The sequence below is a fragment of the Kitasatospora sp. NPDC029312 genome (assembly GCF_055569215.1).
In genome coordinates this window covers 20548-38430 of record NZ_JBVHXY010000041.1, presented here as the reverse complement: position 1 = coordinate 38430, position 17883 = coordinate 20548, and the positions used below count along the sequence as shown (strand labels likewise).

Genomic DNA, 17883 nt, shown 5'->3' with positions numbered 1-17883 from the left:
CTGGTGCCGCCGCCGGTACGGCCGGAAGTCGTTCCGTGGCGGCCGGGCCGCCAAACCCGCGTCACCCGCACGGCCGAGTACCGGCCCGTCAGGCCGAACGCGTCCCGTTGAGGTACGCCGACACCGCGAGCACCCGCCGGTTGTCGTCGTCCGAGGCGCCGAATCCCAGCTTCGCGAACATGTTGGAGGTGTGCTTGCTGACCGCGCCCTCGTTGGAGTGGAGCCGCCGGGCGAGGGGCGGCGGAATACGCCTGAACCCCCGGTCGGGGTGGGCCTGGGCCCACCCCGAAGGGTGCCGGGCTCAGCCGACCTTGACGGTGAACTGGCGCTTGGTCTGCTCCGGTCCTCCCGAGAACGTCATGCCGCCACGGTCGCGGTAGGCGACGTGCAGGGTGACGGTGGTCCGGCCGGGCTGCTGGGCGGCCCGGAAGACGAAGTAGTAGTGGCCGCCGGAGTCCGAGCCGACCGCGCCGCCCAGGTTCGCCCAGTCGAAGCTCCGGACGTACTCGTCGCCGACGCTCTGCGCCACCGCGGCGTCGGGGGCCGGGTCGGCCAGCGTCCAGACGTCGCCCTGGCCGCGGTGAGCGCTCACCTCGACCGAGAACAACTCGCCCGGCTTGACCGAGAGTTCACCCGAGGCCGCGGTGAACACGGTGCCGTGGTCGAGCTTGCCGGTGGTCATCCGGTGGATCGCCACCGCGCCCGCCGTCCCGGCGAGGGCCAGCAGGACGACCACGACGAGGACGATCCGCTGCCACTTCTTCCTCACGAGTCCGCCTCCCGGTCGGTGACGCGCAGTGCCAGTACGGCGGCGACCGCGTCGAGCCAGCGGGCGACCAGCTGGTCCCCCGCGGGGTCCTGCACGACTGCGGCGGCCGCCGCCAGCCAGTCCCGGGCCACCGCGGCGGCCCGACCGGGCAGCGGTTCGGGCAGCTCCGCCGCGAACGCCGTGCCGCCGGCGCGGACCACCTCACCGAGGAAGACCACGGCGCGCGGCAGCACGCCGAGCCGGTCGGCGACGATCGCCGCGGCCACCGCCCCGTCGCCGAACAGCGTGGAACGGACCACCCCGGGGGCCGGCAGGCCGAAGCGCAGCAGGACCCCGACGTCCAGCTCGGCCAGCCGGTCGTCGCTCATGGGTTGCTGGTTGGCGCTCAACTCTCAAGCCTCACTTGGGCATCCGGACGCTGTTGGCGATGGGGAGCTCGTCGCCCTGGGTGGCGCCCCCCAGGTGGTTGTGGACGAAGTCGTCCTCGCTGACCCAGACGGTGTAGCCCCAGGGATTGTAGATCTCCAGCTGGTCCCCGCGGTGCGCGATGATCATCATCTGGTGGCCGTCCGGGAAGAACTTGTCGTTCTGGACCGAGATCGGCACCGGCTTGCCCTGGTCCACCGACGACTCGACCTGCGCCAGCACGTCCTTGCGCTGGTCCGGCCCCTCCAGGTCCACGTTCTTGTAGCCCGCCCCGGTGTGGTCACCGATCTCGGAGTTGGCGATGTCCTTGGACTCCCAGTCCCACATCCCGTCCCCTCCCAGGTGCATCCAGGACCGGGAGTCGTAGACGCGGTTCGTCTCCTTGTCCCAACGGTCCTTCGCGGCCTGCCCGTTGTCGTACGCCGGATCGCCGGGGTGCCCCCCGGTGGTGAGCTGGAAGGCGAACAGCGGGTCGACCATCGCCCGGGCGGTAACCGTGGAAGCGGCCACGCAGGTGCTGTGCTGGCCCTGGTCCCAGGCCACGCCTCCGTAGCCGGTCGCGCTCTGGCCGGGCGTGGACGAGTCCAGCTGGACCGGGGAGATCCGCGTCGCCAGCCAACCGGGATCGTCCGCGTGGTCGTGGATCTGGTCGTCGAAGGTCTTGATCTCGTCGTAGCTGTGCCCGGCGGCCAGCGCCTTCATCAGGTAGGCGCGTTCTTCGGGGGACTTGCTGCCGGCCAGCAGCTGGTCGAACCGGGCCCGGTCCGCGTCGCTCATCTGGTCCATCAGCTGGGAGGCCCGCACGGCGTTGGCCTCGGTCAGGATGGTGCCGTCGCTCTCGTTGCCGGCGATCGAGGCGTCGACCAGGACCAGCTTGTCCTCCGCGCCCAGGCCCTTGTTCTTGAACTTGCCGGCCAGCGCCTTGTCCGCGAGCGCGTTCAGCTCGCGGGCGGCCGTCCGGCCCGCGGTCTCGGCCTTCACCGCGGCGTCGTAGATCGACTTGATGCCCTCCTTCGCCTTGGCGTGGGCGGTGTGCATCTTGTCGTCGTCCCAGTTGACCGGGTCGGGCGCGCCACTGATGGTGATGTCGTGCAGCAGCTTCAGCGCCTCGCTCAGCGGAGCGGCGCCCTGCCCGTGCAGGGTCTGCGCCTCGCTCAGCGCGGTCGCCAGCGCGCTGAGCTGCTGCCGGCCCTTCTCCATCGCGTCACCGCAGCGCGTCAGGTCGTCGGCGGAGGCCTTGACCACCTCGGCGGCCTTCTCACCGACCTGCCCGGTCCAGGCGTCCGGCAGGTGCTGGGTGCTGACCTGCGCCACCTTCATCTGGATCTGGTCCAGTTGGCTGACCGCCGTGTTGTAGGCGGCGGCGACGGCGGCGACCTTGGCGGAGTCACCCTTGGGCGCGGGCAGCTGAAGGGCGTCGTGCACGGCGTACTTCAGGTCACCGGCGCCCCACATGCCGTGCGACTCGTCGATGGTCTTCTTCAGCGACTCGACCTGCTGCAGCGGGGTGCCCGGGTCGACGCCGAGCGGGTTCATCTCGTGGTCGGGCATGGTCAGGCCCCCGGCTTCCGGTACTGCTTCTCGACACCGTGATCCGTCGTGGCGTAGTTGGTCGCACTGGTGTGCACCTTGCCCCCGAGGTCGGTCAGCGCATCGAGGTTCACCCCGAGCTCGTCCTGCCAGGCCGACCAGAAGGTCTTGACCGCGTCACCCGCGTAGTCGCCGAACACCGCCGGATCCGACACGTTCAACTTCCCGAGCGCCTCCTTGACCGAGCGCACGTCCTGCCCCGCCGCGATCAACCGGTCCCCCGCGTCCCCGAGTTTGTCCGGATGCGCACTGAACCCCGTCCCGGCACCGTCGCTACCCATACCCGCTCCCCCGGTTCCCCGTCATACCGTCCGAAGATCGCCGGACAGCATAGCGGCAGTTCCGCCGCCCCCTCCCGGAAGCGACGGCAGGCCGGACGGGTGTGCGCACAACCCGCCGGATCTGTACGGAACGGACACAGGATCGCGGGGAAGTCTTGGCGAAACGGGAGCGCACACCGCCGGTCACGGTCGGCCGCTCAGCACTGCACGGGGGCGTTCCCGAAACTCTTCTCGAAGCCGAAGTCGAGACGCTCCTCGGCCGACTGACCGTCCCGCCGGACGGCCACCCGGTACTCACCCCGGAGGCTCCTCGGGATGGCGACGGTGTACACGGTGTGGAGCACGCCGTCCACGAGGATCGAGAACCCCGCTCGGCCGGGGAAGTCCCGGTCCTGACAGGAGAGGTGGTCGACCGTCTCGCCGTTGGCCATCAGCATGACCGCCCAGTCGCGGTCGAACAGACTGGCCCCGAGGAACGTACCCGCTCCGGGATTCGGCCGCTCGGCGATGTCCGTGAGCGGAACACAGCCACGGGACAGCACCCGCTCCGACGCGGTGCAGATGTCACCGGTCTTCTCCGACTGCCAGATCAGCTCCGGCCCGTAGCCTTTGTCGAACTGGAGCGATGTGAACGTGCCGTCGGCAGGCGCCACCCCGTTTTCCTTGGCCGTCTGCAAGATCGACTGCGCGACGCCGTCCGCAAACGTCGGCCGGGGCGTCACCGCCGAGGTGTCACCGGGCACTGCGGTGCAAGCGGTGACTCCGCACGCCAGACCCACGACAACCGCAAGCAGCCTCGCCGAACGTCCCGTCACGTGGCTCATGTCTGGAGAGTAGGGGCCGGGGAATCCAGTGGTCGAGCGGTTTGAGGATCCTCTGAGCCGTGGCGGGAAGCACAACGGGCCCTTCCGGCCTCGGGGTCGGCCGAATGCGACGGTGGGAGGAACGATGTGTGGTGTTTCGGTGTCTCAGTACAGGTCGACTCAAGGCGTCGCATAGGCCGGCCGCCGATAATGATCCGGACGGGGGTCGTCACCAGGGACAAGCGCCGCATTCAGGAGGAGCTATGGACAACGACCGGCTCGACCCCGTTCGGATACCGCACCCGCTGTCCGTGCTGGACCAGATCGAGCAGGATCACGAGGCCGAGGAGGCCGCCCACCTCCAGGCCTGTGGCACACCGTGGGGGGAGGTCCTCGCCGCGTACATCGACGTTCTGACCGAGCTGATCGCCTCGCAGGGTGAGGACGCGCAGGGCGACGGCGACGAGTTGGACGAGCAGGCCGACGGGCGTGACGGCGGCCGGTGACGTCCGGTCCGCCGCCCGTGGTGGTCCGGTCACTCGGAGCCGGAGCGGCTCGGGGGCAGCAGGCCGAGTTCGGCCGCGCGTACTCCGGCCTGGAAGCGGGAGTTGGCGCCCAGCAGCGTCATGATCTCGGCGACGTACCGGCGGTAGGTCCGCACCGAGATGGCCAGCTCGCGGGCGGCGACCTCGTCGGTGACTCCGGCGCGCAGTGCGCCCAGGATCTGGCGCGCGAAGGCCGCCCGGGCGCGGTCGCCGAAGACGATGCGCTCGTTGGCCGGCACGGAGCCCCGCCAGACGTTGTCGAAGAGGATGTGCAGGGTGTGGATCACCTCCGGCACCCGGATCACCGCAGCCCGCCGGTTGACTCCGGTGCCGGTGACCACCAGGGCCGCCTCCCGGTCGACCATGACCGCCTGGAGCGGGGGGACCCGGGCCACCCGGATGGCCACCGGGTGCGGCAGGTCGATCTGTTCCCGGACGAAGGTCTCGTCGAGCAACTCGGGCGAGCTGAGCAGCTGGACGGTGACGGACTGGTCCGCCTTGTAGAGGAGCCCTCGTTCGGACCGTTCCGAGCGTTCCTCCTCCTGGATCCGCCGGGCGTGCACGATGTCGATGCTCGACCGCGCCCCGGTGATCATCGCCTCGGCCGTCGTGAGGACGTCCCCGTAGGTTCCGGTGATCGCGGTGATCAGCCGATCGGTGGAGTACCGGTCGCGGTTCATCGCAACCGTCGACTCGATCAGCGCGCTCACCCCGAGCAGCGCCTCCTCCAGCTCGTCCACGGCTCGATCCGACACTGCCCCAGCCCCCTCCGTCACCTTGCTGACAGTCCGCGCGGTCCCCGCCCGGTGTGGACGGGCGGGGACCGGCGCCGATCACCCGTGGCTGGCCAGCAGCCCCAGCTCGACCGCCCGGAACCCCGCCTGGAAACGGGAGTTGGCGCCGAGCTCTCGCATGATCTCCGCCACGTGGCGGCGGTAGGTGCGCAGTGAGACGTTGAGCTCCTGCGCGGCGACCTCGTCGGTGTGGCCCTCCCGGAGCATCTCCAGGACACGCCGCGTCTGACCGGTGTCGAGGCGGGGGCTGAGGGTCACGTGGTGGACCAGCGGCCTGGCGCGTGACCAGGCTCCCGCGAAGAGCAGGTCGAGGGCACGCACCACGGCGGGATCGTTGACGCTGACGGCGTCCCGGCCGCCACGGCCCGCTCCGGAGCGGACCAGCGCACCCCGGCCGTCGACGATCAGCACCTCGCGCAGGTCCGTCTCGGACACCCGCACCTCGACCTGCGGCACCTTCAGGTTCGCGAGCAGGTCGACGGCGCCTTCGGTGGCCGCGCCCACGCAGAGCACCCGCACCACGGGGCCGGCCTGGGTGGGTTCCCGCTCCGGCGGTCTGGCGAGTACCCGACGGGCTTCGACGGAGAACTTGCCGCCCGCCACGAGCGCCAGGCTCACCGAGCGGCGGGCGCCGACGATCAACTGCTCCATGGTGTCGCTGAACGCCTCGGCGTCAGTGCGCGCCACCGGCGCCGGCCCCTCGGCGCGCCGACGGTGCAGCGAGACCGTCGACTCGATCAGCGCCCTGGCCTGTAACAAGACCTCCTCGACGTGCTCCGCGTGCACCTTCGGGAGTTCCGCTCCCGATCCGGTCGTTAAAGTCCTTACACCCACTGTTCCTAGCCCCCGTTGATCCATCCCGCGCTCATCCGTTGCGCACGCTCCAGCAGAGCTGGGAGCACCTGCCGTTCGGAGCGGAAGTCCCCCTTCTGGTGGGAGGCGTGCGAACGGGACAGAGATCAACCACACCCTAGTTCGACGCCCATCGCCCGTCAACGAAACCTTCTCGGGGCGGTTTTGGGTGCATATAACAGAGCGGGACGGTGATGCACCACTGAACGGGCATCGCGACAACAACCTGTCGATCAACGGCCGATCCGGTGAACCCGCCCTCCGTTTCGGGTACCCGCGGCTACCCGCCCGTCACCAGCCGTAGCACCGCGCGTCTCTTCAGGCCAGCGCCCGTCCCGTCACGCGAGACACCGCCTACGGTTTCGACCCGGGAGCCCCAGGACCAACAGAGGCCCCGCGCTTCCCCGTACTCGATGGTTCGCCGCCCCCGCCCGCCAGTCCGGGCGGGGGCCTTCTCCCTGCTCGACCCCCCGGCTCCGTGAGAGAGCCACGTCTAGGAGAAACCATGTCCACACCCACACCCATGACCATCGTCGACCTCCTGCTCAGAGCCGCCGACCAGCAGCCGTCCAACGGTCTTCGCTACTGCGCCGGCGGGTCCGGCGCCGGCCACCGCGACCAGAGCCACGTCGAACTGCTCGCCGGGGCGCGCCGGATGCTGGGCGGGCTGCGGGCCCGCGGGCTGCGGCCGCGGGACAGGATCGTGCTGCTGTCGGAGGACCCGGCGGAGTTCCTCACCGCCTTCTGGGCCGCCCAGTTGGGCGGGTTCGTGCCCTGCCCGATGGCGCCGCAGCGAGGTGACCGGAACCGTTGGGCGGCCCAGCTGGAGCACGTGGACGCGCTGCTGGACAAGCCGCTGGTGGTCACCGATGTGGCGCTGGCGGCGGAACTGCCGTCGGTGGACGGCCTTGTGGTCGTCACGACCGACGCCCTGCGCCGGGCCGCCGACGAGCGTGCGCACGCGCACACCGACCGGCGCGCCGACGAGCGTCCCGACGAGCCCGCCGACGAGCCGCACCGGGCCGCGCCGGAGGACGTCGCGCTCCTGGTCCTCACCTCCGGATCGACTGGCAACTCCAAGGCGGTCGAGCTCAGCCACGCCAACCTGCTGGCGTCCATGGCCGGGAAGAACGGCTACCACCGGCTCACCGAGACGGACACCTCCCTCAACTGGGTCTCCTTCGACCACGTCGCCGCGCTGCTGGAGTGCCACCTGCTGCCGCTGTCCGTCGGCTGCCGCCAGGTCCACGCCTCGGCCGGAGTGGTGCTCGGGGAGCCGCTGGAGTTCCTGCGGCTGGTCTCCGAGCACCGGGTGACCATGACGTTCACCCCCAACTTCCTGCTGGGGCTGCTGAACTCCGCCGCCGAACGGATACCGGCGGCCGACCGCGAGCGGCTCGACCTGACCGGGCTGCGGCACATCGTCAGCGGCGGTGAGGCGGTGGTCTGCGCGACCGGCCGCACCTTCCTGGAGCGGTACGCCCCGTACGGCCTGGACCCGGCGGCGCTGTGGCCCGCCTTCGGGATGACCGAGACCTGCGCCGGCAGCATCTACTCGCTCGGCTTCCCGCAGGTGGACGAGGGCCGGGAGTTCGCGAACCTGGGCACCCCGGTGGCGGGGCTGCGGATCCGGGTCGTCGACGCGGAGGACCGCGCGCTACCCGAGGGCGAGGTCGGCGAACTCCAGCTCAACGGCCCGATGATCACCCGTGGTTACCACAACAACGAGGCGGCGACCCGGGAAGCCTTCACCGCCGACGGCTGGTTCCGCAGCGGCGACCTCGGCCGGATCAACGAGGGCCGGCTCACCCTGGTCGGGCGCAGCAAGGACAGCGTCATCGTCAACGGCGTCAACTACTTCAGTCACGAACTGGAGACGGTGCTCGAGCAGTTGGACGGGGTCAGCCCCTCCTACGTCGCCGCGTTCCCCACCCGCGCGGCCGACGGTGACACCGAGCAGCTGGTGATCGCCTTCCACTGCCCGCTGCCCGCCGAGGACGAGGCGGGCCGCTACCGGGCGTTGGCCGCGATCCGCAGCACCACCGTGCTGACCTGGGGCTTCCGGCCCGCCCTGATCCTTCCGCTGCCCAAGGACGCGTTCCCGAAGACCAGCCTCGGCAAGATCCAGCGGGCACTGATGCGCAAGCGGCTCGAGTCCGGCGCCTTCGAGCCGGAGCTGCGCGAGGTCGCGGAGTTGACGTCCCGTCGGCTCGGCGGCTACACGGCGCCGGAAGACGGGACGGAGCGGGTCCTCGCCGAGATCTACGCCGAGCTGTTCGACACGGACCCGGCCCGGATCAGCGCCACCGCCAGCTTCTTCGACCTGGGCGGAACGTCCCTGGACATCCTGCGGCTGCGCGGCAGGGTGGCGGAGCGGCTGGGCCTGGCGGACCTGCCGATCATCACCGTGCTCACCGCGCCGACCGTCCGCTCGTTGGCGAGCCGTCTCACCCAGCTGCGGGGGCTGGGTGAGACGGAGTACGACCCGGTCGTGCCGATGCAGGTGAGCGGTGACAAGACGCCGCTGTTCTGCGTCCACCCCGGGGTCGGCGAGGTGCTGGTCTTCGTCAACCTGGCCCAGTACTTCGTGGGGGACCGGCCGTTCTACGCGCTGCGGGCCCGGGGGTTCAACGAGGGCGAGAAGCCGTTCCGGACCTTCGAGGAGATGGTGGACACCTATGTGGCCGCCGTCCGGGCCCGGCAGCCGCACGGCCCGTACGCCCTCGCCGGCTACTCCTTCGGCGCCGCGGTGGCCTTCGAGATGGCCAAGGTGCTCGAGGAGCAGGGTGAGCGGGTCGACTTCGTCGGCAGCTTCAACCTGCCGCCGCACATCAAGTACCGGATGGACGAGCTGGACTTCATCGAGACGGCCGTCAACCTGGCCTTCTTCATGGCGCTGATCGACAAGAAGCAGTCCCTGGAGCTGCCCGGGCAGCTGCGCGGCCTGCCGCGGGAGGAGCAGCTGGCCCGGCTGCTCGCCGTGGCGCCGCCCGCCCGGGTCGCCGAACTCGACCTGGACCAGCAAAAGTTCTCCGCCTGGGCGGAGCTGGCCGACCGGCTCACCGACCTCGGCCAGTCGTACCGGCCGAGCGGCTCGGTCCGCTCGATGACGGTCCTCTACGCCGACCCGCTGCGGGGCACGAAGGAGGACTGGCTGGCAGACGAGCTGCGCCGGTGGGACGACTTCACCGAGGACGCCAACCGGTACGTGGAGGTGCCGGGAGAGCACTACACCCTGATGGGGCCGCAGCACGTGGCGGCGTTCCAGGCGATTCTGCGCAAGGAGCTCGACCGGGCGATGGGAGAGGGCAAGTGAGGGGCAGAAAGGTCCTGGTGACCGGCGGCACCGGTCAGGTCGCACGTCCGGTCGCCGAGGCGCTCGCCGCCGGGAACGACGTGTGGTGCATCGGCCGTTTCGGCACCCCTGGCGTGGCCGAGGAGCTCCGGGCGCAGGGTGTCACCACCTGGCGGTGGGACATGGAGGACGACTCCGAGGAGGCGTTCAAGGGCCTTCCGGATGACTTCACCCACGTCATCCACTCCGCGGTCCGGCGCGGCGACGACGGTGACTTCAACCGGACGATCGGCGTCAACGCCACGGCCACCGGCCGGCTGATGGCGCACTGCCGCACCGCCGAGGCCTTCCTGTTCGTGTCGACCGGCGCGCTGTACGCCCGGCAGACCCTCGACCACGCCTACACCGAGGACGACCCGGTGGACGGCGTCGCCGACTGGCTGCCGGCCTACCCGGTCGGCAAGATCGCGACCGAGGGAGCCGTCCGCGCCATGGCCCGGGTGCTCGGCCTGCCGACCACCATCGCCCGGCTCAACATCGCCTACGGCCCCGGCGGTTACGGCGGCGTCCCGATGCTGTACTTCCAGCGGATGCTCGCCGGCCAGCCCATCCCGGTGCCGCTGGAGGGCCAGAACTGGTGCTCGCCCATCCACACCACCGACATCGTCCGGCAGGTGCCCCTGTTGTGGGAGGCCGCCTCGGTGCCCGCGACCCTGGTCAACTGGGGCGGGGACGAGGCGGTCGGGATCACCGACTGCGTCCGCTACCTGGAGGAGCTCACCGGAGTGCCCGCCCGGCTGGTGCCGAGTGAAGTCACCCGGGAGACCTACCGGTTCGACCCCACGCTGCGCCGCCGGCTGACCGGCCCGTGCGAGGTGGGCTGGCGCGAGGGCATCCGCGGGACCCTCGCGGCCCTCCACCCCGATCACCTCAGGCCCCCGCACGCCGGGTCCGAGCACGTCCAGCACTGAGGAGCCCCGTATGTCCCGAGAGAACGCCAACCTCGCCGTCGTCCACACCGCCTACCGCGCCTTCCACGACCGGGACGTGGCCGCGCTGCTGGCGACCATGGACCCGGGCATCGAATGGGTCCACCCCGATGGCCTCGCCGACCACGGACTGGGCGGCACCAAGATCGGCCACCAGGGCGTGCTGGACTTCCTGGCCAGGGTCCCGACCGTGCTGGGCGGCATGCGGCTCGAACCGCAGGAGTTCCTCCACTCCGGTGACCGCGTCGTGGTGGTCGGCGTCCGCGCCGTCACCTCGCTGAGCGGCCGCACCGAGACCCTGCGGTTCATCCACTCCTGGACCTTCCGGGACGGCTTGGCCGTCCGGATGGAGGACGTGTTCGACACCGTCGTCTTCACCCGGCTCATCGACAGCTGAACCCGGACGACCCGTCCGGCCGCGGGGGGCGCCTTCACCGGCGGCGCCTCCCGCGGCGTTCGGAACGCTGCCGGGCTGCCCATAGGACTTCTATAGGGCGGCTGTGGGAACCCGACGGCGTGGGCGCAGGGGCCTGATAGGGACGCCATAGCCGTCGGTCGGATCCTCTTCCCGAGACCCGAGACCCGAGACCCGAGACCCAGCGAACCCGAGACCCAGCGAACCCGAGACCCAGCGAACCCGAGAACCCGACCAGAGACCCGAGCACCAGACCAAGACCAGGAGATCCACGTGATGGGACCGGAGGCGACCATGGAAATGACGTCCACTGACGCGGCCGCGCCCGAGCAGGCGCGCCCGGAGTACGTCGACATCGAGCTCATTCTCAACGACCCCGCCCTGCTGGCGACGGCAGCGCCGATGCCGGCCCGCAGCCTCGACTTCGGTCACGCTGGCGGCTGCGGCTGATCGTCGCGGTCAGGCAGTCCGGCCGGCCGCGCCCGGGGCAGCGGGGTGACTCAGGCCACGAGTGCGGCGGCCGGCTGCTCCCCCGCGGCGAGCCGGACCAACGGCGCGATGCGGTACCGCAGTTCAGCGGGCTCGGGGTCGGCCGTCAGCAGCCTGGCCTCGGTCAACCGTTCCAGCACCTCCTCCGCCTCGCGCTCCGAGCAGCAGAGCAGCGCGGCGGCGTCCCCGCGGGTCACGCTGTCGGCCCCGGTCCGGGCGAGGGCCCGGAGGGCGGTACGCGCAACCGGATCCACTCGCCGCAGATCCGCGGCCAGGCTGGCCCGGACGTCCAGTTCGCCGAGGCGCAGCTCGTCCAGCCGGTGCTCGGCCGGGGTGAGTCGGTCGGCCAGTCTGGCCGCCGTCCAGTGCGGGTGGGCGGCCAGTCGGCCGGCGCAGATCCGCAGGGCGAGCGGCATCCGGTCGCAGAGCTCGACGATCCGGGCCGTCGCCCCCGGATCGGCGCTCACCCGCTCCCGACCGGCCGCGGCGAGCAGCTGGTAGGCCTCCGGGAACTCGAGGGGGCCGACCCAGAAGCGCTGGGCCCCCTCGAGCGTGGCGAGCGCCGAGCGGCTGGTGACGACGGTACGACCGCACTCGTCGGAGGTGAGCAGCGGACGGACCGCCCGCTCGTCCTCGGCGTTGTCCAGGACCACCAGGACCTTCCGTCCGGCCAGCCGGCTGCGGTAGAGCCGGACCAGCGCGTCCGAGCCGTCCGGCAGCCGGCGTTCGTCCGCCCCGAGGGCGCACAGGAAGGCCCGGAGCACCTCGGCGAGGTCGCGCGGGAGGCCGTCGGGGCCGCGCAGGTCGGTGTAGAGGACGCCGTCGGGGAAGGCCGGCCGGGCGAGGTGGGCAGCCTGGACGGCCAGCGCGGACTTCCCGCACCCGGCGCCGCCGGTCAGCACGACCGGTCCGGCCGGGTCCCCCGGGCAGGCCGGACGCTCCTGCGACGCCCCGCCCAGGGCGGCCTGCAGGGCCACGAGGTGGTGCTGCCGCCCGACGAAGTCGGCGACGGCCGGCGGCAGCAGCACCGGCACGAGTCCGCTCCACGCGCCGGCGGCGCGCTCGGACGACGGATCATCGCCGCTCACCCCCGGCGCCGGGGCCGGCGCCGGGGCCGGCGTCGGGGGCACGGTCAGCACGACCGGCGGCTGGGCGGCGGCCGGCCCGGGGAGGGTACCGGAGAGGACCTGCCAGTGCAGTTCGCGCAGGGTCGGGCCCGGGTCGACGCCCAGTTCCTCGGCGAGCAGCCGCCGCCCCTGCTCGTACACCTCCAGCGCGTCGCTCTGCCGGTCGCAGCGGTAGAGGGCGGCCATCAGCTGCCCGCGCAGGCGCTCCCGGGTGGGGTGCTCGGCGACCAGTCCGCGCAGTTCGGGGACGGCCGGCCGGTGGCCGCCCAGGGCGAGATCGGCCTCGACGCGGTCCTCGAGGGCGGCGAGCCGGCTCTCCTCCAGTTCCGGCAGCTCCTTCTCGGCCAGCTGCGCGGTGACCCCGGTGAGCGGGGTGCCCCGCCAGTGCGCCAGCGCGGCGGAGAGCAGTTCGGCGGCGCGACCGTGTTCGCCGGCCTCCAGGGCGCGGCGGCCGAGGTCGGCGTCCCGGCGGAACTCGTGCAGGTCCACCCGGGCCGAGCCGATGTCGAGCCGGTAGCCGGGCGCGCGGCGGACCAGCTCGACCTGCGGACCCAGCCGTCCGCGCAACCGTGAGGCGTAGGTGTGCAGTTGGGCGGTCCAGGTGGCCGGGGGGTCCCACCCCCAGAGCAGGGCGCTCAGCCGCTCGTCGGGGAGCAACCGGCCCTCGGACAGCAGCAGGGCGGCCAGGACGGACCGCTGCTTGGCGCCGTCCAGCCTGATCTCCCGGCCGTCGGCCACCGCCTCCACCGGGCCGAGCAGACGGAATTCCAGGGCGGGCACGGCCTGCCGGAGGCCCGGTTGCCCGATGACCCCCGAGGCTTTGAGGTGCAGCATGACACGCTCGTTCCGTCCGGCCGCCGCTGTGACTGGACGACTGTCCTGAGCCGCCCTCATGGGCTCTCCTCACCTCGCACCCCCCGGTCGAGCCGGGCCACCCACTTCCGCCGTACCGTCGTGCCGGGTTCCTGCGCCTGTCGTGTCGCGGCGAGGTCGGTCGGGGCCGAGAAGCCGGGCACCGCCCGGGTCATCGGCCGTCTCCCCTCGGCCGCGCCCCGCCTTTTCGATCTTGCCACTTCGCCCTTGCTACCAGGCGGACCGCCGTGGAGCCAAGCAGTCCGGCAGGAAGCTGTCAGACCCGGCCCGGCAGGGGACGAGGTGCGGCGCGCTCCCAACGGGCCACCCCGGCGGTCGGCCCCGGTCCGGCCACTCGGGCCGCTCCCTCCGATCCGGCGGTGCGACGCCGGGCCGCCAGTGCCAGGACGGCGGCCAGGGCGGCCAGTTCGTCGTCCGTCGGCCGCCCGCGCACCACCCGCAGCAGCGGGTCGGCCGCCGCGGACCCGGCGGTCCCGCTCACTGCGGCGGGTTCCCGTGCTTGCGGGACGGCAGCAGCGCGTGTTTGGTGGACAGCATCTCCAGCGCCGCGATGAGCGTCGCCCGGGTCTCGGCCGGATCGATGACGTCGTCCACCAGGCCGCGTTCGGCCGCGTAGTACGGGTGCATCAGCTCGGCGGTGTACTCCTTGACCAGCTGGACGCGCATCGCGTCCGGGTCGTCGGCGGCGGCGATCTCCCGGCGGAAGACCACGTTCGCCGCGCCCTCGGCGCCCATCACCGCGATCTCGTTGGTCGGCCAGGCGTAGGACAGGTCCGCGCCGATGGAGCGGGAGTCCATGACGATGTAGGCGCCGCCGTAGGCCTTGCGCAGGATCAGCGAGATCCGGGGAACGGTGGCGTTGCAGTACGCGTACAGCAGCTTGGCGCCATGCCGGATGATGCCGCCGTGCTCCTGGTCGACGCCGGGCAGGAAGCCCGGCACGTCGACCAGGGTGACCAGCGGGATGTTGAAGGCGTCGCAGAGTTGGACGAAGCGCGCGGCCTTCTCGCTCGCGTGGATGTCCAGCACCCCGGCCAGCGACTGCGGCTGGCTGGCCACCAGCCCGACGAGTCTGCCGCCCATCCTGGCCAGCACGCACAGCACGTTGGTCGCCCAGCGCTCGTGGACCTCCAGGTACTCGCCGTGGTCGACGAGCTCCTCGATCACCTTGCGCATGTCGTACGGGCGGTTGCCGTCGACCGGAACGAGCTCCAGCAGGCTGTCGTTGCGGCGCTCGACCGGATCGTCGGAGGCGACGGACGGCGGCATCTCGCGGTTGTTCTGCGGCAGCAGCGAGAGCAGGTAGCGGACCTCCTCCAGGCAGGTCCGCTCGTCGTCGTACGCGAAGTGCGCCACCCCGGACAGCTCGGCGTGCACGTCGGCGCCACCCAGCCCGTTCTGGCTCACCTTCTCGCCGGTCACCGCCTGGACGACGTCCGGACCGGTGATGAACATCTGCGAGGTCTCGCGGACCATGAAGACGAAGTCGGTCAGCGCCGGCGAGTACGCGGCGCCACCGGCGCACGGGCCCAGCATCACCGAGATCTGCGGGATCACGCCCGAGGCCCTGGTGTTGCGCTCGAAGATGCCGCCGTACCCGGCAAGGGCGGTGACGCCCTCCTGGATGCGGGCGCCGGCGCCGTCGTTCAGCGACACCAGCGGGGCACCGGCCGCGATGGCCATGTCCATGATCTTGTGGATCTTCTGCGCGTGGGCCTCGCCCAGCGCGCCGCCGAAGATCCGGAAGTCGTGCGCGTAGGTGAAGACGGTGCGCCCGTGCACGGTGCCCCAGCCGACGATCACGCCGTCGGTGTGCGGCTTCTTGGCCTCCAGGCCGAAGCCGGTGGCACGGTGGCGCCGCAGCGGCTCCAACTCCTGGAAGGTGCCGGGGTCGAAGAGCAGGTCGATCCGCTCGCGGGCCGTCAGTTTGCCCTTGCCGTGCTGGGCTTCGGTGGTCCGCTGGTCCCCGGAGCGGATGCCGGCCCGCAGGCCCTGGAGCTCCTCGACCCGGTCACGCATGGTGGACGTGGTGGACGCGGTGGGCACGGTATCCGGCACCGGTCATCCCCCCTCTGAACGCTCGACGGTGGGTCGACGGTAGGCAGGGCCCGGCCCGGGCGGCCACGGTTCGCCCCCCGCTCGTCCGCAAGTTGAACCGGCGACGTCGGACAGCGGCCGGGCTACCGGCCCGGTGGCCACAAGCTGCCACGGCGCGGGTGTGCGGGCGGGCGACGGTGCCATGCTGCAGCCTCGTCCCCCGCGATCGCGAACTTCGGTCGCGTACCACCCATCGGTTCGGATCGCCCGCCCGGCATCACCCCTGGCGTCGGGGCTTCAAACCTCAAGGAGTGTCATGTTCACACGGATCGGGCGGTTCGTCGTCCGCCGGCCATGGCTGGTCGTCGCAGCCTGGCTGGTCGCGGCGGTCGCGCTGACCGCGCTCGCGCCCAAGCTCAAGTCGACCACCGACCAGGCCGAGTTCCTGCCCTCACACTACGAGTCGGTGCAGGTGGCCGACGTGCAGAAGCGCGCCTTCCCCGGACCCGACCAGCCCGCCGCGATCGCCGTCTTCCAGCGCACCGACGGCTCCGCGCTCACCGACGCCGACAAGGCCGACCTGGCGAAGATCGCCGCCGGCCTGGAAGCCAAGCAGTACGCGCACCTCAAGCAGGTCAAGACCGACCCTGACGCCGTCTCCCCCGACGGGAAGATCGGCCTGGCGAACATCTACGCCGACACCAAGGAGGTCTACGACGATCCCGTCACCAATGACGTCAAGCAGCTGCGGGCCGACGCCAAGGACCTCCTGACCGGCACCAGCCTCAAGCTCGGCGTCACCGGCCAGGCCGCGACCGCGCTGGACTCCAAGGACTCCGGCAGCAACACCGACGGCATGATCATGATGGCGACCCTGCTGCTGATCGTCATTCTGCTCGGCGTCATCTTCCGCAGCCCGTTGATCGCGCTGCTGCCGGTGCTGGTGATCCTGATGGTCTACCTCACCGCGACCGGGCTGATCTCCACCGCCAGCTCCGTCTTCGGCCTGACCGCCGACTCCTCGGTCTCGACCATGCTGATCGTCGTGCTGTTCGGCGTCGGCACGGACTACCTGCTCTTCCTGCTCTTCCGCTACCGCGAGTTCCTGCGGGCCGGGATGGAGCCGCGCCCGGCGATGGCGGAGGCCGTCGCCCGCGTCGGCGAGACCATCGCCTCCGCCGCCGGCGCCGTGGTGGTGGCCTTCCTCGCGCTCACGCTCTCCACCATGGGCATGCTGCGCGCCATGGGCCCATCGCTCGCCATCGCGGTCGCGGTCAGCATGGTCGCCGGCGTCACGCTGGTGCCGGCCGTGTTCGCGCTGCTCGGCCGGGCCGCCTTCTGGCCGTCCAAGGCCTGGAAGCGCGAGCCGAAGAACGCCCTGGCCCACAAGGTGGGCGGGCTGACGGCCCGCCGTCCGGGCCTGGTCGCGGCGCTCTCCGGCGGCGTGCTGGTGTTGCTCGCGGCCGGCGCCCTCGGGTTCAAGTCCGACTTCGACACCGGCGGTTCGCTGCCGAAGACCCTCGAGTCGGTGCAGGCGATGGACACCCTGCAGAGCGGCTTCTCGGCCGGCCAGGCCGACCCGACCCTGGTGTTCCTGGAGAACACCACCGGGGGCAAGCTGCCGGCCGACCAGTTGTCCGCCTACCGGGACAAGCTCGCCGGCATCGACGGCGTCGCCCAGGTCTCCCCCGCGATGCCCTCGGCCGACGGTACGGTCGCCCGCTACAGCGTCTCGCTCAAGTACAAGCCGTCCGAGGAGAAGGCGATCGACCTGGTCGACGGTGACCTGCGGGACCGCGCCCACGCCGCCGCCCCGGGCGGCAGCCGCGCCCTCGTCGGCGGAACCACCGCCGTGCTCGGCGACATCCGCACCGCCGTCGACCACGACTACAAGGTGGTCTTCCCGGTGGCCGGGCTCGCCATCATGCTGATCCTCGGGCTGCTGCTGCGCAGCGCGGTCGCGCCCTGGTTCCTGATGCTCTCGGTCGGCCTCGGCTTCGCCGGCACCCTCGGTGCCACGGTCTTCTTGTTCCAGGGGGTGAAGGGCGCCAACGGCGTCCTGTTCAGCCTGCCAATCCTGGTCTACCTCTTCGTGGTCGCCATCGGCACCGACTACAACATCCTGATGGTCGCCCGGCTGCGCGAGGAGATCCGCGAGGGCAACAACCCCCGCGAAGCGATCAAGCACGCGGTGGCCCGGTCCGCGCCGACCATGAGTGCCGCGGCGATCATCCTGGCCGGCACCTTCGGCGTCCTGATGCTCGCGGACAACTCGATGCTCCAGCAGATGGGCTTCGCGGTGGCGTTCGGCATCCTGCTGACCGCCTTCGTCATGGCGCTGTTCCTCGTTCCGGCCACCACCACGCTGCTGGGCCGCCGGGCCTGGTGGCCGGGCCTGAAGGACCAGGCGCCGACCCCGGCCGGCGAGGAGCCCCTCCTGGTGGGCAGCAACAGCCGCACCACCGGCTGACCTGCGTCGGCGAACGCCAAGGGGGCCGGGGGGGGGGGGGGGGGGGGGAGGGGGGGAGGGGGGGGTGGGGGGGGGGGGGGGGGGGGGGGGGGGCGGGGGGGGGGGGGGGGGGGGGGGGGGGGGCAGGA

At 71.7% G+C, this 17883-nt stretch carries 16 protein-coding genes and 1 pseudogene; 6 read left to right on the top strand and 11 right to left on the bottom strand.

Annotated features, from left to right (window positions below; all coding sequences use genetic code 11):
- Window positions 1–88 precede the first annotated feature (88 nt).
- The 6 genes and pseudogenes from ACZ4WV_RS27805 to ACZ4WV_RS27780 form a co-directional block, all read right to left on the bottom strand.
- Window positions 89–235 (bottom strand): annotated as a pseudogene (locus ACZ4WV_RS27805) (DNA-binding response regulator); the annotation flags it as partial.
- Window positions 236–301: 66 nt separating this feature from the next.
- Complete coding sequence (locus ACZ4WV_RS27800) at window positions 302–769, bottom strand: protease inhibitor I42 family protein (RefSeq protein ID WP_465751343.1); 468 nt, start codon at window positions 767–769, stop codon at window positions 302–304.
- Window positions 766–1137: a hypothetical protein gene (locus ACZ4WV_RS27795; RefSeq protein ID WP_465751341.1), complete on the bottom strand. Its 372-nt coding sequence runs from the start codon at window positions 1135–1137 to the stop codon at window positions 766–768. The genes ACZ4WV_RS27800 and ACZ4WV_RS27795 overlap by 4 nt, the downstream gene beginning before the upstream one ends.
- A 31-nt stretch (window positions 1138–1168) precedes the next feature.
- Entirely contained in the window at window positions 1169–2746 is a 1578-nt protein-coding gene (locus ACZ4WV_RS27790) for a hypothetical protein (RefSeq protein ID WP_465751339.1), read from the bottom strand.
- Between the two features lie 2 nt (window positions 2747–2748).
- Entirely contained in the window at window positions 2749–3066 is a 318-nt protein-coding gene (locus ACZ4WV_RS27785; protein WP_465751337.1) for a hypothetical protein, read from the bottom strand.
- A gap of 197 nt (window positions 3067–3263) precedes the next feature.
- Window positions 3264–3890: a hypothetical protein gene (locus tag ACZ4WV_RS27780; RefSeq protein WP_465751335.1), complete on the bottom strand. Its 627-nt coding sequence runs from the start codon at window positions 3888–3890 to the stop codon at window positions 3264–3266.
- Window positions 3891–4132: 242 nt separating this feature from the next.
- On the opposite strand from ACZ4WV_RS27780, the gene ACZ4WV_RS27775 reads away from it, so the two are divergent.
- Window positions 4133–4375: a DUF6269 family protein gene (locus tag ACZ4WV_RS27775; RefSeq protein ID WP_465751333.1), complete on the top strand. Its 243-nt coding sequence runs from the start codon at window positions 4133–4135 to the stop codon at window positions 4373–4375.
- A 29-nt stretch (window positions 4376–4404) separates the two neighbouring features.
- On the opposite strand, the gene ACZ4WV_RS27770 is transcribed toward ACZ4WV_RS27775, so the two are convergent.
- Together ACZ4WV_RS27770 and ACZ4WV_RS27765 are read right to left on the bottom strand one after the other, a co-directional pair.
- Window positions 4405–5169: a TrmB family transcriptional regulator sugar-binding domain-containing protein gene (locus ACZ4WV_RS27770; RefSeq protein ID WP_465751331.1), complete on the bottom strand. Its 765-nt coding sequence runs from the start codon at window positions 5167–5169 to the stop codon at window positions 4405–4407.
- A 78-nt stretch (window positions 5170–5247) separates the two neighbouring features.
- Entirely contained in the window at window positions 5248–5994 is a 747-nt protein-coding gene (locus ACZ4WV_RS27765) for a helix-turn-helix transcriptional regulator (protein WP_465751329.1), read from the bottom strand.
- A 571-nt stretch (window positions 5995–6565) separates the two neighbouring features.
- On the opposite strand from ACZ4WV_RS27765, the gene ACZ4WV_RS27760 reads away from it, so the two are divergent.
- The 4 genes from ACZ4WV_RS27760 (at window position 6566) to ACZ4WV_RS27745 (ending at window position 11209) form a co-directional block, all read left to right on the top strand.
- On the top strand, window positions 6566–9376 hold the full coding sequence (locus ACZ4WV_RS27760; protein WP_465751327.1) for an AMP-binding protein: 2811 nt from the start codon (window positions 6566–6568) through the stop codon (window positions 9374–9376).
- Window positions 9373–10326: an NAD-dependent epimerase/dehydratase family protein gene (locus ACZ4WV_RS27755; protein WP_465751325.1), complete on the top strand. Its 954-nt coding sequence runs from the start codon at window positions 9373–9375 to the stop codon at window positions 10324–10326. Before ACZ4WV_RS27760 ends, ACZ4WV_RS27755 begins: the two co-directional genes overlap by 4 nt.
- Window positions 10327–10336: 10 nt before the next feature.
- The gene (locus tag ACZ4WV_RS27750; RefSeq protein WP_465751323.1) at window positions 10337–10741 is read left to right on the top strand and encodes a nuclear transport factor 2 family protein; all 405 of its coding nucleotides are present in this window, start codon (window positions 10337–10339) and stop codon (window positions 10739–10741) included.
- 318 nt (window positions 10742–11059) lie between these two features.
- Window positions 11060–11209: a hypothetical protein gene (locus tag ACZ4WV_RS27745; protein ID WP_465751321.1), complete on the top strand. Its 150-nt coding sequence runs from the start codon at window positions 11060–11062 to the stop codon at window positions 11207–11209.
- A gap of 50 nt (window positions 11210–11259) precedes the next feature.
- Here ACZ4WV_RS27745 and ACZ4WV_RS27740 read toward each other — a convergent pair whose 3' ends face one another.
- The 3 genes from ACZ4WV_RS27740 to ACZ4WV_RS27730 form a co-directional block, all read right to left on the bottom strand.
- Entirely contained in the window at window positions 11260–13209 is a 1950-nt protein-coding gene (locus ACZ4WV_RS27740; protein ID WP_465751319.1) for an AfsR/SARP family transcriptional regulator, read from the bottom strand.
- A 295-nt stretch (window positions 13210–13504) separates the two neighbouring features.
- The gene (locus ACZ4WV_RS27735; protein ID WP_465751317.1) at window positions 13505–13729 is read right to left on the bottom strand and encodes an acyl-CoA carboxylase epsilon subunit; all 225 of its coding nucleotides are present in this window, start codon (window positions 13727–13729) and stop codon (window positions 13505–13507) included.
- Window positions 13726–15267 (bottom strand): acyl-CoA carboxylase subunit beta, encoded by a 1542-nt coding sequence (locus ACZ4WV_RS27730; protein ID WP_465751397.1) that lies wholly within the window; start codon window positions 15265–15267, stop codon window positions 13726–13728. The genes ACZ4WV_RS27735 and ACZ4WV_RS27730 overlap by 4 nt, the downstream gene beginning before the upstream one ends.
- 334 nt (window positions 15268–15601) lie before the next feature.
- On the opposite strand from ACZ4WV_RS27730, the gene ACZ4WV_RS27725 reads away from it, so the two are divergent.
- Window positions 15602–17755: an MMPL family transporter gene (locus tag ACZ4WV_RS27725; RefSeq protein WP_465751315.1), complete on the top strand. Its 2154-nt coding sequence runs from the start codon at window positions 15602–15604 to the stop codon at window positions 17753–17755.
- The last annotated feature ends 128 nt before the right edge of the window (window positions 17756–17883 follow it).

Coding starts and splice junctions, on each gene's coding strand:
- ACZ4WV_RS27795 (WP_465751341.1), bottom strand. CDS start 1,137: ATGAGCGACGACCGGCTGGCCGAGCTGGACGTCGGGGTCCTGCTGCGC.
- ACZ4WV_RS27790 (WP_465751339.1), bottom strand. CDS start 2,746: ATGCCCGACCACGAGATGAACCCGCTCGGCGTCGACCCGGGCACCCCG.
- ACZ4WV_RS27785 (WP_465751337.1), bottom strand. CDS start 3,066: ATGGGTAGCGACGGTGCCGGGACGGGGTTCAGTGCGCATCCGGACAAA.
- ACZ4WV_RS27780 (WP_465751335.1), bottom strand. CDS start 3,890: ATGAGCCACGTGACGGGACGTTCGGCGAGGCTGCTTGCGGTTGTCGTG.
- ACZ4WV_RS27775 (WP_465751333.1), top strand. CDS start 4,133: ATGGACAACGACCGGCTCGACCCCGTTCGGATACCGCACCCGCTGTCC.
- ACZ4WV_RS27760 (WP_465751327.1), top strand. CDS start 6,566: ATGTCCACACCCACACCCATGACCATCGTCGACCTCCTGCTCAGAGCC.
- ACZ4WV_RS27750 (WP_465751323.1), top strand. CDS start 10,337: ATGTCCCGAGAGAACGCCAACCTCGCCGTCGTCCACACCGCCTACCGC.
- ACZ4WV_RS27745 (WP_465751321.1), top strand. CDS start 11,060: ATGACGTCCACTGACGCGGCCGCGCCCGAGCAGGCGCGCCCGGAGTAC.
- ACZ4WV_RS27740 (WP_465751319.1), bottom strand. CDS start 13,209: ATGCTGCACCTCAAAGCCTCGGGGGTCATCGGGCAACCGGGCCTCCGG.
- ACZ4WV_RS27730 (WP_465751397.1), bottom strand. CDS start 15,267: ATGCGTGACCGGGTCGAGGAGCTCCAGGGCCTGCGGGCCGGCATCCGC.
- ACZ4WV_RS27725 (WP_465751315.1), top strand. CDS start 15,602: ATGTTCACACGGATCGGGCGGTTCGTCGTCCGCCGGCCATGGCTGGTC.